At 61.2% G+C, this 13564-nt stretch carries 11 protein-coding genes and 1 riboswitch; of the genes, 6 read left to right on the top strand and 5 right to left on the bottom strand.

Annotation, left to right across the window (positions count from 1 at the left end; genetic code table 11):
- The first annotated feature begins 42 nt into the window (after positions 1-42).
- Complete coding sequence (locus PSH88_RS27865; RefSeq protein WP_305423942.1) at positions 43-789, top strand: RsiV family protein; 747 nt, start codon at positions 43-45, stop codon at positions 787-789.
- Here the strand turns inward: PSH88_RS27865 and cytX are convergent.
- Both cytX and thiC read right to left on the bottom strand, forming a co-directional pair.
- On the bottom strand, positions 758-2050 hold the full coding sequence (gene cytX / locus PSH88_RS27870) for a putative hydroxymethylpyrimidine transporter CytX (protein WP_305423944.1): 1293 nt from the start codon (positions 2048-2050) through the stop codon (positions 758-760). The genes PSH88_RS27865 and cytX overlap by 32 nt on opposite strands.
- A gap of 78 nt (positions 2051-2128) precedes the next feature.
- A complete protein-coding gene (gene thiC / locus PSH88_RS27875; RefSeq protein WP_030130464.1) occupies positions 2129-4018 on the bottom strand; it encodes a phosphomethylpyrimidine synthase ThiC in 1890 nt (629 codons plus the stop codon).
- 166 nt (positions 4019-4184) lie between these two features.
- A riboswitch (TPP riboswitch) is annotated at positions 4185-4290 on the bottom strand.
- A 206-nt stretch (positions 4291-4496) separates the two neighbouring features.
- On the opposite strand from thiC, the gene PSH88_RS27880 reads away from it, so the two are divergent.
- Complete coding sequence (locus tag PSH88_RS27880; RefSeq protein WP_305423945.1) at positions 4497-5936, top strand: TolC family outer membrane protein; 1440 nt, start codon at positions 4497-4499, stop codon at positions 5934-5936.
- A gap of 180 nt (positions 5937-6116) precedes the next feature.
- Here the strand turns inward: PSH88_RS27880 and waaA are convergent, their stop codons facing one another.
- The gene (waaA, locus tag PSH88_RS27885; RefSeq protein WP_305423946.1) at positions 6117-7397 is read right to left on the bottom strand and encodes a lipid IV(A) 3-deoxy-D-manno-octulosonic acid transferase; all 1281 of its coding nucleotides are present in this window, start codon (positions 7395-7397) and stop codon (positions 6117-6119) included.
- A gap of 22 nt (positions 7398-7419) precedes the next feature.
- Entirely contained in the window at positions 7420-8310 is an 891-nt protein-coding gene (locus PSH88_RS27890) for a LysR family transcriptional regulator (protein ID WP_305423947.1), read from the bottom strand.
- 103 nt (positions 8311-8413) lie between these two features.
- Between PSH88_RS27890 and PSH88_RS27895 the strand changes: the two genes are divergently transcribed.
- The 4 genes from PSH88_RS27895 to PSH88_RS27910 all read left to right on the top strand — a co-directional run bounded on the left by PSH88_RS27895 (position 8414) and on the right by PSH88_RS27910 (position 11927).
- Positions 8414-8746: a DMT family transporter gene (locus tag PSH88_RS27895; RefSeq protein WP_008004867.1), complete on the top strand. Its 333-nt coding sequence runs from the start codon at positions 8414-8416 to the stop codon at positions 8744-8746.
- A gap of 198 nt (positions 8747-8944) precedes the next feature.
- Positions 8945-10120, top strand: coding sequence for an NAD(P)/FAD-dependent oxidoreductase (locus PSH88_RS27900; protein ID WP_305423948.1), 1176 nt, complete (start codon positions 8945-8947; stop codon positions 10118-10120).
- Entirely contained in the window at positions 10117-10929 is an 813-nt protein-coding gene (locus PSH88_RS27905) for an aldo/keto reductase (protein WP_123721520.1), read from the top strand. Before PSH88_RS27900 ends, PSH88_RS27905 begins: the two co-directional genes overlap by 4 nt.
- A 32-nt stretch (positions 10930-10961) precedes the next feature.
- Entirely contained in the window at positions 10962-11927 is a 966-nt protein-coding gene (locus PSH88_RS27910) for a metal ABC transporter ATPase (RefSeq protein ID WP_305423950.1), read from the top strand.
- A gap of 151 nt (positions 11928-12078) precedes the next feature.
- Here PSH88_RS27910 and hldE read toward each other — a convergent pair whose 3' ends face one another.
- On the bottom strand, positions 12079-13500 hold the full coding sequence (gene hldE / locus PSH88_RS27915) for a bifunctional D-glycero-beta-D-manno-heptose-7-phosphate kinase/D-glycero-beta-D-manno-heptose 1-phosphate adenylyltransferase HldE (protein WP_052965997.1): 1422 nt from the start codon (positions 13498-13500) through the stop codon (positions 12079-12081).
- Between the last annotated feature and the right edge of the window lie 64 nt (positions 13501-13564).

Below are 13564 nucleotides of genomic sequence, written 5' to 3' on the forward strand. Positions count from 1 at the left end.
GCGGGTAACTTTTCGCCTTTCCCTGTTTTATCAAGGACGCCCATGTCGCTTTTTAAAATCGCCTCCGTGGCCGCAATCGCCCTGACCCTGGGCGCCTGCCAGAGTTTGTTCCAGCCCAACTACCGGGCGCCGCTGGAAACTACCCGCGACGCATCGGAACAGTTGAAACCAGGCTGCACAACCCCTGACTGCCCGCTGGTGAACATTGATACCCTGCGCTTCCCGGACGAGCCTGCGCTTGACGGACTCATCGAAAAACGCCTGCTGCAAATGACCCGCACCTCACCCGAAGCCCCCGTAGCACCGACGCTGGCGGCATATCGCGAGCAGTTTTTGAGCAGTGCCGGCCCGCGCTACAGCAGCTACCTGCAAGCCAAGGTACGTGAGCAGCATGACGGCTTGGTGATCGTTGAATTGTCTAGCTACCTGGATACCGGCGGTGCGCATGGCACGCCGGGCCGCGGTTTCATCAACTATTCACGTCAACAGCATAAGGCGCTGACCCTCTCGGACATGTTGATCCCGGGACAGGAAGAGGCGTTCTGGAAAGCGGCCCAAGTGGCGCACAACAGCTGGTTGATCAGCACCAAGCTGGATCAGGAACCGGAGTTCGTGAAGAGCTGGCCCTTCGTGAAAACCCAGAACGTGGCGCTGACCTACGGCGGGGTGATCCTCAAGTACGAAGTGAGCACCCTTGCGCCTTACGCATTGGGCCACGTCGAACTGAAGATCCCCTACCCGCGCCTGAACGGCATTCTCAAGCCTGAACTGTTTCCCGGCCGTAGCTGAAGGCTCGACCGAGCAGCAGTTGCAGCAGCCCTGCCAGCACCAGCGACGGCAGGGTTGCGCCGATGTCAGGATAGAGATTGGCCAGCAGATGATAGGTGCTCACCCCGCCCAACCAGGCGAGCAACGCCGGCCAGCGCAATGCGGCTGACGCTACATGAGCACTGCGTTTGCGCAGGATGAAGTGATCCACCAGCACCACGCCGAACAGCGGCGCAAACACCGAGCCGATCAACAGCAGAAAATTCTGGTACTGGGCCAATGGCGCCAGGCAGGCGATCAGCGTGCAGACTACGCCGATGGCCAAAGCCAGATGCTCGACTTTCAAGCGCAACAGAATCCCGCTGGACACCGCCGCCGAGTGAATATCGGCAAAGGCGTTTTCCGACTCGTCCAACAGAATCAGCAGCAACGGAATCCCCAAACCTGCACCGGCCAATGCCAGCAGCAAGGCATTCACTTCACCGCTCGGCGCGAACGCCAGGGTGTAGGCCACGCCCAGGCTCATCAGCCAGAAGTTGCCGATAAAGAAGCCCAGCGCCGTACCGCCGAAGACATTCTTCGCACGCTTGCCGAACCGCGAATAGTCGGCAATCAGCGGCAACCACGACAGCGGCATGGCGATCGCAATGTCGAAGCCCACGGCGAACGGCATCGAACCATCACCGGCCTGCGCCCACAACGCGGCCAGATCGGCTTTGGCGAACAGGTTCCAGGTCAGCCAGATACACGCGGCCAGCAGCAGCCAGATGCCCCACTTGCGCAGGATTTTGCGCACAAAGGTCAGTGGCCCGCTGACGGCCAGCAAAGTTGCCAGACCGCCGAAGAAAACTGTCCAAAGCAGCGGATTCGACAGCAGGCTGCCTTCGCTGAAGGCACGGGCGCCGAGCAGGCTGGCAGCGTCGCGCATGACGATGATTTCGAATGAACCCCAACCGATCAGTTGCAGCAGGTTCAACACCGCTGGAAGGCTCGCGCCCTGTTTGCCGAGGCTGAGTTTGAGCGCGGCCATCGACGACAGGCCGGTGTCGCTGCCGATCACGCCGACGGCGGCCAGAAGCAGAACGCCGACCAGCGTGCCGAGAAAAATCGCCAGCAATGAACCGGACAGTCCCAGACCCGGTGCGAGCAGTGCGCCGGTCTGCAACACCATCAGGCCGATGCCGAGGGAGAACCACAGGGAAAACAGATCACGGCCGCCGAACACGCGTTTGTCTTTGGGCACCGCGATATCAGGGGAATATGTGCTGGGTTGAATGCTCAAGGGTGTTATCTCAGAGGGACATTTGCTGTTCTTTTGCCCGCGATGGGGCCCTCTCAGGCCCCGACCTTTCGGATCAGATCAAACCTTCTTGTACAACTGACTACCTTCCTGCTTGAACCGCTCAGCCTGTTCCGCCAATCCCTGCGCAACTTCCGCATCGACCGTTTCGATCCGCTGGTTGGCCGCATACTCACGGACTTCCTGGGTGATCTTCATCGAGCAGAATTTCGGCCCGCACATGGAGCAGAAGTGCGCGACCTTGGCCGAGTCCTTCGGCAGGGTTTCGTCGTGGTATGAACGCGCGGTGTCCGGGTCCAGGCCGAGGTTGAACTGGTCTTCCCAACGGAATTCGAAACGCGCCTTGCTCAAGGCATTGTCGCGAATCTGTGCGCCCGGATGCCCCTTCGCAAGATCGGCAGCGTGAGCGGCGATCTTGTAAGTGATGATCCCGGTCTTCACGTCATCCTTGTTCGGCAGGCCCAAGTGTTCCTTCGGCGTCACGTAGCAAAGCATCGCGCAACCGAACCAGCCGATCATGGCCGCACCGATACCAGAGGTGATGTGGTCGTAGCCTGGGGCGATGTCGGTGGTCAGCGGGCCGAGGGTGTAGAACGGCGCTTCGTCGCAGCACTCGAGCTGCTTGTCCATGTTCTCTTTGATCAACTGCATCGGCACGTGGCCCGGGCCTTCGATCATGCACTGAACGTCGTGCTTCCAGGCGATCTTGGTCAGCTCGCCAAGGGTTTCCAGCTCACCGAATTGTGCGGCGTCGTTGGCGTCGGCAATCGAGCCCGGACGCAGGCCATCGCCCAGCGAGAAGCTGACGTCGTAGGCCTTCATGATTTCGCAGATGTCTTCGAAATGGGTGTAGAGGAAGTTTTCCTTGTGATGCGCCAGGCACCACTTGGCCATGATCGAACCGCCACGGGAAACAATACCGGTCACGCGTTTGGCAGTCAGCGGCACATAGCGCAGCAACACGCCGGCGTGGATGGTGAAGTAGTCGACGCCCTGCTCGGCCTGCTCGATCAGCGTGTCGCGGAACAGCTCCCAGGTCAGGTCTTCAGCGGCGCCGCCGACTTTTTCCAGGGCCTGGTAGATCGGCACGGTACCGATCGGCACCGGCGAGTTACGGATGATCCATTCGCGGGTTTCGTGAATGTGCTTGCCGGTGGACAAGTCCATGACCGTGTCCGAACCCCAGCGAATGCCCCAGGTCAGTTTCGCCACTTCTTCTTCAATGGACGAACCCAGTGCACTGTTGCCGATGTTGCCGTTGATCTTCACCAGGAAGTTACGGCCGATGATCATCGGTTCCAGTTCGGTGTGGTTGATGTTGGCCGGAATGATCGCGCGACCGCGGGCGATCTCTTCACGGACAAATTCCGGCGTGATGATTTTCGGCACGCTGGCGCCGAAGCTGTAGCCAGCGTGCTGCTGGTCCAGCAAGCCCGCGGCACGGGCCACTTCGAGCTTCATGTTTTCGCGGATGGCAACGTATTCCATCTCAGCGGTGATGATGCCTTTGCGCGCATAGTGCATCTGGCTGACGTTGGCACCCGGCTTGGCGCGGCGTGGGTTGTTCACGTGGGCGAAACGCAGCTTGGTCAATTCCGCATCGGCCAGGCGTTCCTGGCCAAAGTTCGAGCTCAGGCCGGGCAGACGTTCGGTGTCGCCACGGGATTCGATCCACGGCGAACGCACATCGGCCAGGCCTTTGCGCACGTCGATGATGACGTTGGGGTCGGTGTACGGGCCCGAGGTGTCATACACCACCACCGGTGCGTTGATTTCACCGCCGAAGTCGGTCGGGGTCACATCAAGGCTGATTTCGCGCATCGGCACGAGGATGTCCGGGCGAGTGCCCTGGACATAGATTTTTTGCGAGCGGGTAAACGGCTGAACCGATTGCTGATCGACCTTGGCCGAGTCACTCAGATTGGTTTCGATTTTTGATTTTGTAGTCATCACGGGCTCTCCAGACACACATCCAGGCAGTGGATTTTTGTCGGAGCGAACCTGTAAACGAATGGACGCACGGGCGCTGGGAAAACCAGCTGGTGCTGTGCTCGGTGCTCGAGGGGTGTTCGATTGTCGAACAACATCCCGGACGAAGCACAAGAGGACTCGCCGGGTGACGAGAAATCTTGTTCCCTACGCAGGCGCTAACCTGATCAGGTTCAACGGGATCCGAAATTATTCGATCTCAGCCTCATAGCAAGGCACCCCGACAAGAACCCGGCCAGTCTAGACACAACCGGCAAAGAACGCCAACTCCGCAGCAAACACCATGATGAATGGCGCAATTGCAGGATTGTTGCCGTGCTTGCGTGCAACTACACTCGCTACGCCGTGCCGCGCCTTGACGCTCTGCCTTGACGCTGCAGTGCGCCGCGCCGTAGCCTTGGCGCTCAAATTATCAGCGTAATTTTTTAGGGATGGCCTCATGCTGCGCAAACTCTCACTGGCCCTTGCCGTGTCTTGTGCGTCCAATGGAATGGCCTGGGCAATTGAAGCGCCCTTATCGACCAAGACTGACCTGGTCAGCGTCTATCAGGAAGCGGTGGACAACAACGCCGACATCGCCGCCGCCCGCGCCCAATACGGGGCCCAGAAGGAAGTCGTGCCACAGGCCCGCGCCGGGCTGTTGCCCAACCTGTCCGCCGGTGCCGACCTGAACAACACCCGCACCTCGCTCGACCAGCCATCGCTGACCTCGACCCGCAGTGGCACGGCGTATCAGGCGACCCTGGCGCAACCGATTTTCCGCGCCGATCGCTGGTTCCAGTTGCAGGCCGCCAAGGACGTCAACGAACAGGCAGCCTTGCAACTCTCGGCCACGGAACAAAACCTGATCCTGCAAAGTGCCGAAAGCTACTTCAACGTGCTGCGCAGCCAGGACACCCTGGCCTCGACCAAAGCCGAAGAAGCGGCGTTCAAGCGTCAACTCGACCAGTCCAACGAACGTTTCGACGTTGGCCTGTCGGACAAGACCGATGTGCTGCAATCCCAAGCCAGTTACGACACGGCACGGGCCAACCGGATTCTCGCTCAGCGTCAGGTAGATGATGCGTTCGAAGCGCTGATCACCCTGACCAACCGCCAGTACAATTCGATTCAGGGCATCGTCCACACCTTGCCAATCCTGCCGCCGGTACCGAACGATGCCAAAGCCTGGGTCGACACCGCTGCCAAACAAAACCTGAATTTGCTGGCCAGCAACTACGCGGTGAGCGCCGCCGAGGAGACTCTCAAGCAGCGCAAGGCCGGCCACGCCCCCACCCTGGATGCGGTTGCGCAATACAAGAAAGGTGACAACGACGCCCTCGGGTTTACCAACCCGAACCCGAATGGCGTGCGTTACGGCGGCGATGTCGAGCAGCGCACTGTCGGCCTGCAATTGAGCATCCCGCTCTACAGTGGCGGCCTGACCAGCTCGCAGGTGCGTGAGTCCTATTCACGGTTGACTCAGTCCGAGCAGCAACGCGAAGCGCTGCGTCGTCAGGTCGTGGAAAACACCCGCAATTTGCACCGCGCCGTGAACACCGACGTCGAGCAGGTGCAGGCACGCCGACAGTCGATCATCTCCAACCAAAGCGCGGTGGAAGCGACCGAAATCGGTTATCAGGTGGGGACGCGCAATATCGTCGACGTGCTCGATGCCCAGCGTCAGCTGTACACCTCGGTGCGCAACTACAACAACACCCGCTATGACTACATCCTCGACAACCTGCGTTTGAAGCAGGCCGCCGGCACCTTGAACCCCGGGGATTTGCAGGACCTGACGCGTTATCTCAAAGCCGACTACAACCCGGACAAGGATTTCCTGCCGCCGGATCTGGCCAAGGCTGCGGCGGAGCAATTACGGGCTAATCCTGCTCAATAAAAGGTAAACCCTGTATTGAGGAGGATTACCTGTGGCGAGGGAGCTTGCTCCCGCTGGGCTGCGAAGCGGCCCCAAACCCTGAGCATGCGGTCTGTCAGGCAGACCGCATCGGCTGATTCCACGACTGCTTCGCAGCCGAACGGGAGCAAGCTCCCTCGCCACAATTGATCAGTGACAAACTCAGGACTTGTCGATCAACCTGCCCAACCCGTCCAGCAACCGTTGCAACGCGCCCTGGTTAGTGCGCATCACCTTCAGCCCCGCCTCTGCCATTCGCTGCGCATCACTCGGCAATTCGAACAGCCGCTGCACCGCCAGCGCCAGACCTTCGGCATCATCGACCTCGGCCAACGCTCCGGCACTGCGCAACTGCGCGGCGATTTCGAGGAAGTTGAACAGGTGCGGCCCGCTGAGCACCGGTTTGGCCAATGCCGCAGGCTCCAGCAGGTTATGCCCGCCGTTCGGTACCAGGCTGCCACCGACGAACGCGCTGTCGGCCAATGCATAGAGAAACAGCAACTCGCCCATGGTGTCGCCCAGCAGCACCGAAGTGGCTGCGGTAACCGGCTCGCCCGTCGAACGCCGCACCGTGGCGAAACCCTGCTGCCGGCACAATTCGAACACCGGGTTGAAGCGTTCCGGATGACGCGGCACCAGAATCAGCAAGGCATCGGGATGATTGGCCAGCAGTCGACGATGGGCAGCCAGCACCACGTCGTCTTCGCCTTCATGGGTACTCGCGGCGATCCATACCGGACGCTCCTGCGCCTGCCATTGTCCGCGCAACTTCGCAGCACGCTGCAGCAGTTGCGGGTCGATGGTCAGGTCGAACTTGATCGAACCGGTCACTTCGACGGTTTCCGGGCGCGCGCCCAAATTCCGGAAGCGCTGCGCCTCGGCTTCGGTCTGCACCGCGAACAGGCTCATCTCGGCGAGCATCGGCCCGGTCAATTTATGGAAGCGGCCATAGCCCTTGGCCGAACGTTCGGACAGTCGCGCATTGGCCAGGGCCACGGGAATTCCGCGTTTGGCGCACTGATGGATATGGTTGGGCCAGAGCTCGGTTTCCATGATCACCGCCAGTTTCGGCCGGGCCCGATCAAGGAATCGCTTTGCTGCGCAGGGCAAGTCATAAGGCAAATAGCAATGCTGGATGCGCGGCTCATTGGCGAACAGCGCCTGGATGCGCTCGGAGCCGGTCGGGGTCATGCAGGTGACGGTGATCGGCAGCGTCGGATACCGTTGCAGCAAGGCACGGATCATCGGCGCCGCGGCGATGCTTTCGCCCACCGACACCGCGTGCACCCAGAGACCGCCCGGCTTCATTGCCGGCAGCGCGAGGGAGAAACGTTCGCCAATGCGCTTGGCATACGCCGGCGCCTTGCGCGCCCGCAGCCAAAGCCGAATCGCTACCAATGGCAGCCCCAGGTAAAACAGCGCGGTGTAGAGAGTTCTATTCATGGCGGCGGAGTTTATCGGTTTTTTAGCCGATCGCCTGCAAGTGCACGGCAAAACGTTCCGCCAGCCAACGAGCCGCCGGGCCGAGAGGCTCGTCGCGGCGCCAGACCAGTTCGACAATCAATGCCGGTGGCGTCCATTCGCTGGCCAGTTCGACCATCTGATCCTGATACGCCGGGTACTGCACCACATGTCGTGGCAACCAGGCCCAACCAAGACCGCGCATCACCCATTCGGCCATCACGTAGAAACTGTCGGCGCGCCAGACCTGCGGGCTGGCCGGCTCACTGCCGGGATAGACGCTGGACTGCGTGGACATCAGCAACTGTCGATGCTGCGCCAATTGCTGGCAATCGACCTGCGTCTGCTTGGCCAATGGATGCCCCACGCCGCACACGGTGACCATTTCAACACTGCCCAGCACTCGCCGCTCGAGGGCTTCGGGAATCTGCTCGTGATAAAACAGCAAGCCCAGGTCAGCCCGGCGCTCCACCAGTTTGCGCGCGACATCACCCTGGGCAGCGCTGGTCAGTTGCACTTCGAGACTGGGAAACTTTTCTGCCAGAGCCTCAAAGCTTTCAACCACCGCCTGATAGGGCATTGCTTCGTCCTGAGCCACACGCAGACTCGCTTCCTGGCCACGCATCATCGCCAATGCCCGGCCATTGAGGCGCTCGCATTGGCGCAGCACTTCCCGCGCCTCTTCAAGCAGAGCAGTGCCAGCTTCGGTGAGTTTCGGCTGACGACCACTGCTGCGATCAAACAGGCTGACACCCAGGTCCTCTTCCAGCAGCGCAATCGAACTGCTGACCGCCGACTGCGCCTTGCGCTGATCCCGCGCCACCGCGGAAAACGAACGCTGTTCCGCGACGCTGACAAACAAGCGCAGCTGTTCCAGATTCCATTGCATGTTCATGGTTCAACCCATCTTCAGAACAGATAGGTAATGACTTTACCGCATCTGGCGAATCTCTAGAATGCCGACCTCAGAAAGCAACACTTCACACGAGGATTAACCCATGACCGCTTACTACTATCTGGCCATCGCCATCTGCGCCGAAGTGATCGCCACTGTTTCGATGAAAGCGGTCAAGGGTTTCAGCACGCCACTGCCGCTGCTGCTGGTCATCGTCGGTTACGGTATTGCGTTCTGGATGCTGACGCTGGTGGTGCGCAGCGTTCCGGTGGGTGTGGCTTACGCGGTGTGGGCCGGCATGGGCATTGTGATGGTCAGCGTCGCGGCGCTGTTTATCTATGGGCAGAAGCTGGATGTGCCGGCGATGCTGGGGATGGCGCTGATTGTGTTGGGCGTTGTGGTTATTCAGCTGTTCTCCAAGACTGCCGGGCACTAAAGCCCTAAGCACGATCTATTGTGGGAGCGGACTTGCTCGCGAAAGCGGTGTGCCAGGCAACATTGATATCGACTGGCACGCCCTATTCGCGAGCAAGCCCGCTCCCACAGGTTTTGCATCCATCCAATTGATCACCAACAATCCCCTTTTCTTCGAGTCTGTATACTGCGCCCTCGTCTTGAACACTGAGGTCGCTGCATGCCATCCGTTATTTCCACCGACGTTCTGATTGTCGGCGCTGGTGTCGCCGGCCTCTGGCTGAATGCGCGCCTGCGTCGCCAGGGTTTTTCGACCGTGCTGGTGGAAAGCGCCAGCCTCGGTGGCGGGCAGAGCGTGAAGTCTCAGGGCATCATCCACGGCGGCGCCAAGTACGCATTGCACGGCGCCTTGACCGGCGCCTCGGAAGCCATCGCCGACATGCCGCGTCGCTGGCGTGAAGCGCTGGCCGGCGACGGCGAGCTGGATTTGTCCGGCGTACGTCTGCTGTCCGAAGCCCATTACCTCTGGTCCCCCGGCACCCTCGCCGGCAATCTCACCAGTTTCTTTGCCAGCAAAGCCGTGCGCGGGCGGGTCGATCAGGTCAAGGGCGAGCAACTGCCGCCCGCCCTGCAAGACAAGCGCTTCAAGGGCAAGGTCTATCGCCTGGCGGAACTGGTGGTTGACGTGCCGAGCCTGATCCAGCGCTTGGCCGATCTGGCTGGAGACGGCTTGCTGGCCGGTCAGCACATCGAGCCGCTGCTGGAAAACGGCGAACTGGTCGGTTTGAAAGTCGACGAGCGCGAGATCCGCGCCCAGCGCATCGTTCTCAGTGCCGGTGCCGGCACCGCCGACCTGCTCACGGCGCTGGGCCTGAGCCAGCCGGCCATGCAGCGCCGCCCCCTGCACATGATCATCGTCAAAGGCTCCGGCCTCAAACCCCTGTACGCCCATTGCCTGGGCGGCGGGCCGAAGCCGCGCATCACCGTGACCACCCACCCGGCCGCCGATGGCCAGTGGGTCTGGTACCTGGGTGGCGACATCGCCGAAGCCGAAGGCGTGGCCCGCGATCCTGCGGCGCAGATCGCCACCGCGCAGAAAGAACTCGGCAACCTGCTGCCGTGGATCGACCTGAGCACCGCGCAGTGGGCGACCTTGCGAGTCGAACGCGCCGAGCCGCTGCAATCGGGCCTGACCCGCCCGGACAATGCCTTCCTCGCCGAGCAGGATCGCCTGCTGGTGGGTTGGCCGACCAAACTGGCCCTGGCACCGGACTTCGCTGACCGCGTCCTCGCCGCACTGCAACGCGACGGCATTCAGCCGAGCCATCCGGCGCCGCTGCCGGAACTGCCAAAACCGCCGATGGGCGTCCCTGCCTGGGAGCAACTGCTGCCATGAGCCAACCCACCTTGCACGATCTGCATCGCCCTCTGGGCAGCACTGGCCTGTTGGTATCGCCTCTAGGCCTGGGCACGGTGAAACTTGGCCGCGATCAAGGGGTGAAATACCCCAACGGCTTCCAGATTCCCGGCGATGACGAGGCGCGCATGCTGCTTAAACTCGCGCGCGACCTGGGCATCAACCTGATCGACACCGCACCGGCCTATGGCCGCAGCGAAGAGCGTCTTGGCCCGTTGCTGCGGGGTCAACGTCAGGACTGGGTGATCGTCAGCAAGGTTGGCGAAGAGTTTACCGACGGCCAGTCGAGTCACGACTTCAGCGCCGCCCATACTCGCCTGTCGGTGGAACGCAGCCTGCAACGTCTGGAGACGGATGTTATCGATCTGGTGTTGGTGCACTCCGACGGCAACGACCTGGCGATCCTCAATGACAGCGAGGTCTATGCGACCCTTGCCGAACTCAAGCGCGAAGGCAAGATTCGCGGTTTCGGTTTTTCCGGAAAAACCGTCGAAGGCGGTTTGAAGGCTCTGGAACAAGGTGATTGCGCGATGGTCACCTACAATCTGAACGAACAGAACGAGAAGCCGGTCATTGACTATGCTGCTGCTCACGGCAAAGCGATCCTGGTCAAAAAAGCCTTGGCCAGCGGCCACGTCTGCTTGAGTCCGGGCGTGGACCCGGTGCGTGCCAGCTTCGAGTTGTTGTTTGAACACCCGGGTGTGGCCAGTGCTATTGTCGGGACCATCAATCCGCTGCACCTCGCCCACAACGTCGCGACCGTTGCCCAGGTCCTTCGTAGCCATTGATGCCGCCCACGCGGCCTTAAGCAGGAGTCGACATGCCGCGTACGCTGATCAGAAAGAACCCGAGCAACTTCAAGACCCTGCCGTTATTCGTCGAAGCGACACCCGAAGGCCTGAGTTACCAGAGCGTCGGGATGCCGTTGAATTTCTCCCAGACTTTGCAACGTCGCCGCCCGGTGGCGGTGGCCGACAGCGAGCGGTTCGCCCTGGAGCTGGCAAATCTCGGGGTCTCGGTGCGCCTGACCCTGCATTGGCAGAATCGCGATTACTGGGTGTTGGTGCGTCAACGTCGGCAGGACCGCGGCGATGTGGTGCTCAAACTGATCTCGGGTTATGTGCCGGCCCATGAACTGAACCTGCCGCTGCACACGGCGACCCAGGAAATCGCCGAAGAGTGCCTGCTGGAAACCCCGGAAGGCTGGCTCAGCGGGCGTTTCAACGACACCTGGCTGCCCGCGCCCTACTCGTCTGCCCTGCATTACCGCGAAGCCCTGCCGTTTCGCCTGACACCGCTGTCCGGCTCGGCGCGGCCGGTGCGTTGCGCCAACATGCCGCTGATCGAGCGCCCGCGGGCCTATGTGCATTTGCCCACTGCGTCGCTGCAATTGATCTATGACTTGCGTCTGGACGTGCCCAAGGAAGCGAAATCCCTGAGCCTGTTTCATGTCGACGAACGGCTGGAGGGCGATCAATTGGTGGCCCGGCTCGATCGTAAACGTCCCGATTTGTATCTGATGCCACTGCAGGACGGCCAGCCAATGGCCGAGCTCTATACCCTGAAAAAGGATCAACTGTACCCGGCGAGTACCCGTGGGTTATATCTGGCGGAGAGTTTTGCCCGGCAGGAAGGGTGGCTGGTGAAGGATGAGCGGATTCGCTGGAAGGACTGGGTGCGGCAACAGGGTTTGAGCCCGCCGGGGAAAGATTCCGGTTTGGCTCGCTTGCATGGAAAAGCAAAGCAACTGCTGAAAAGAATCGTGCCGCGCAAGGCCGCACGATAGAAACCTGTGGCGAGGGAGCTTGCTCCCGCTCGGCTGCGCAGCAGTCGTAAAACTCGCGACGCGATCAATCTGAAAAACCGCGATCTATGGCTTTGGGGCCGCTTCGCGACCCAGCGGGAGCAAGCTCCCTCGCCACAGTGAGCGCGCCGCTTCAGTGATTGCGGATCTTCTCGACAATCGCCGTCGTCGAGCTGTTTTCCACCAGCCCCAGCACTTTCACCGTCCCGCCGTAAGCAGTGACGATGTCCGCGCCGACCACTTGGTCGATCCCGTAATCGCCGCCCTTGACCAACACATCCGGCTTGACCTCGCGCAGCAGGTTTTCCGGGGTGCCTTCAGCGAAGCTGATTACCCAGTCCACGGCGCCCAGGCCGGCCAGTACGGCCATGCGACGGTCGACGCTGTTGATCGGACGACCCGGCCCTTTCAAACGGCTCACCGACGCATCGTCGTTGACCGCCACGATCAGACGATCGCCTTGGGCACGCGCCTGTTCGAGGTAGGTCACATGGCCGGCATGCAGGATGTCGAAGCAGCCATTGGTGAAGACAATCTTCTCTTTGTGCGCACGCGCATCATCGACTGCCAGCAGCAGCTGCTCCAGCCCCAACACACCACGCTCGGAACCTTCTTCACGCTGGATAGCACGACGCAATTCCGGGGCACTGATGGCTGCGGTACCGAGCTTGCCGACCACGATGCCCGCCGCCAGGTTGGCCAGGGCCACTGCGTGGGGCAGTTCTTCGCCAGCGGCGATCGCCGCCGCCAGGGTAGAAATCACCGTGTCACCGGCGCCGGTCACGTCGAACACCTCACGGGCACGGGCCGGCAGGTGCAGCGCCGGATGATCCGGGCGCAGCAAGGTCATGCCGTGCTCGCCACGGGTTACCAGCAAAGCGCCGAGGTCGAGGTCGTGCATCAGCTGCGCGCCCTTGCTCACCAACTCGTGCTCATCGGCGCAACCACCGACGATGGTTTCGAACTCGCTGAGGTTCGGGGTGATCAGGCTCGCGCCGCGGTAGATCGAGAAATCCTTGCCCTTGGGGTCGGCCAGCACCGGAATCCCACGGGCGCGGGCGGCCTGGATCAGCACCTGATGGTTTTTCAGCGCGCCTTTGCCGTAGTCGGACAACACCAGCACCTTGATGCCTTCGAGCAATTCGTCGACTTGCTCGCCCAACGCCAGGGCGTCGGTGGAGAAAGGTTCTTCGAAGTCGATACGCAGCAATTGCTGGTGACGGCTCATCACCCGTAGCTTGACGATGGTCGGCTGGTGCGCGATGCGCTGGAACAACGCCCGCACGCCGGCGCCTTTGAGGCTATTGACCAGGCTATCAGCCGCTTCGTCGTCGCCGGTCACGCCAACCAGCGAGGCTGGCGCACCGAGCGCGGCAATGTTCAAGGCAACGTTGGCGGCACCGCCGGGGCGGTCCTCGATTTGCTCGACTTTGACTACCGGTACCGGTGCCTCAGGAGAAATCCGTGAGGTACCACCATGCCAGTAACGGTCGAGCATGACATCACCGACCACCAGGACAGGGGCCTGATCGAATCGTGGCATGGATAACTTCATGGAAACTCCAGGGGCGATAAAAGCGTCGCGGATAATAACATAGCGAAAGAATGCGGCCGCACGC

The organism is Pseudomonas wuhanensis (assembly GCF_030687395.1).
Classification (GTDB): domain Bacteria; phylum Pseudomonadota; class Gammaproteobacteria; order Pseudomonadales; family Pseudomonadaceae; genus Aquipseudomonas; species Aquipseudomonas wuhanensis.

Coding starts and splice junctions, on each gene's coding strand:
- PSH88_RS27865 (WP_305423942.1), top strand. CDS start 43: ATGTCGCTTTTTAAAATCGCCTCCGTGGCCGCAATCGCCCTGACCCTG.
- thiC (WP_030130464.1), bottom strand. CDS start 4,018: ATGACTACAAAATCAAAAATCGAAACCAATCTGAGTGACTCGGCCAAG.
- PSH88_RS27880 (WP_305423945.1), top strand. CDS start 4,497: ATGCTGCGCAAACTCTCACTGGCCCTTGCCGTGTCTTGTGCGTCCAAT.
- waaA (WP_305423946.1), bottom strand. CDS start 7,397: ATGAATAGAACTCTCTACACCGCGCTGTTTTACCTGGGGCTGCCATTG.
- PSH88_RS27890 (WP_305423947.1), bottom strand. CDS start 8,310: ATGAACATGCAATGGAATCTGGAACAGCTGCGCTTGTTTGTCAGCGTC.
- PSH88_RS27895 (WP_008004867.1), top strand. CDS start 8,414: ATGACCGCTTACTACTATCTGGCCATCGCCATCTGCGCCGAAGTGATC.
- PSH88_RS27900 (WP_305423948.1), top strand. CDS start 8,945: ATGCCATCCGTTATTTCCACCGACGTTCTGATTGTCGGCGCTGGTGTC.
- PSH88_RS27905 (WP_123721520.1), top strand. CDS start 10,117: ATGAGCCAACCCACCTTGCACGATCTGCATCGCCCTCTGGGCAGCACT.
- PSH88_RS27910 (WP_305423950.1), top strand. CDS start 10,962: ATGCCGCGTACGCTGATCAGAAAGAACCCGAGCAACTTCAAGACCCTG.
- hldE (WP_052965997.1), bottom strand. CDS start 13,500: ATGAAGTTATCCATGCCACGATTCGATCAGGCCCCTGTCCTGGTGGTC.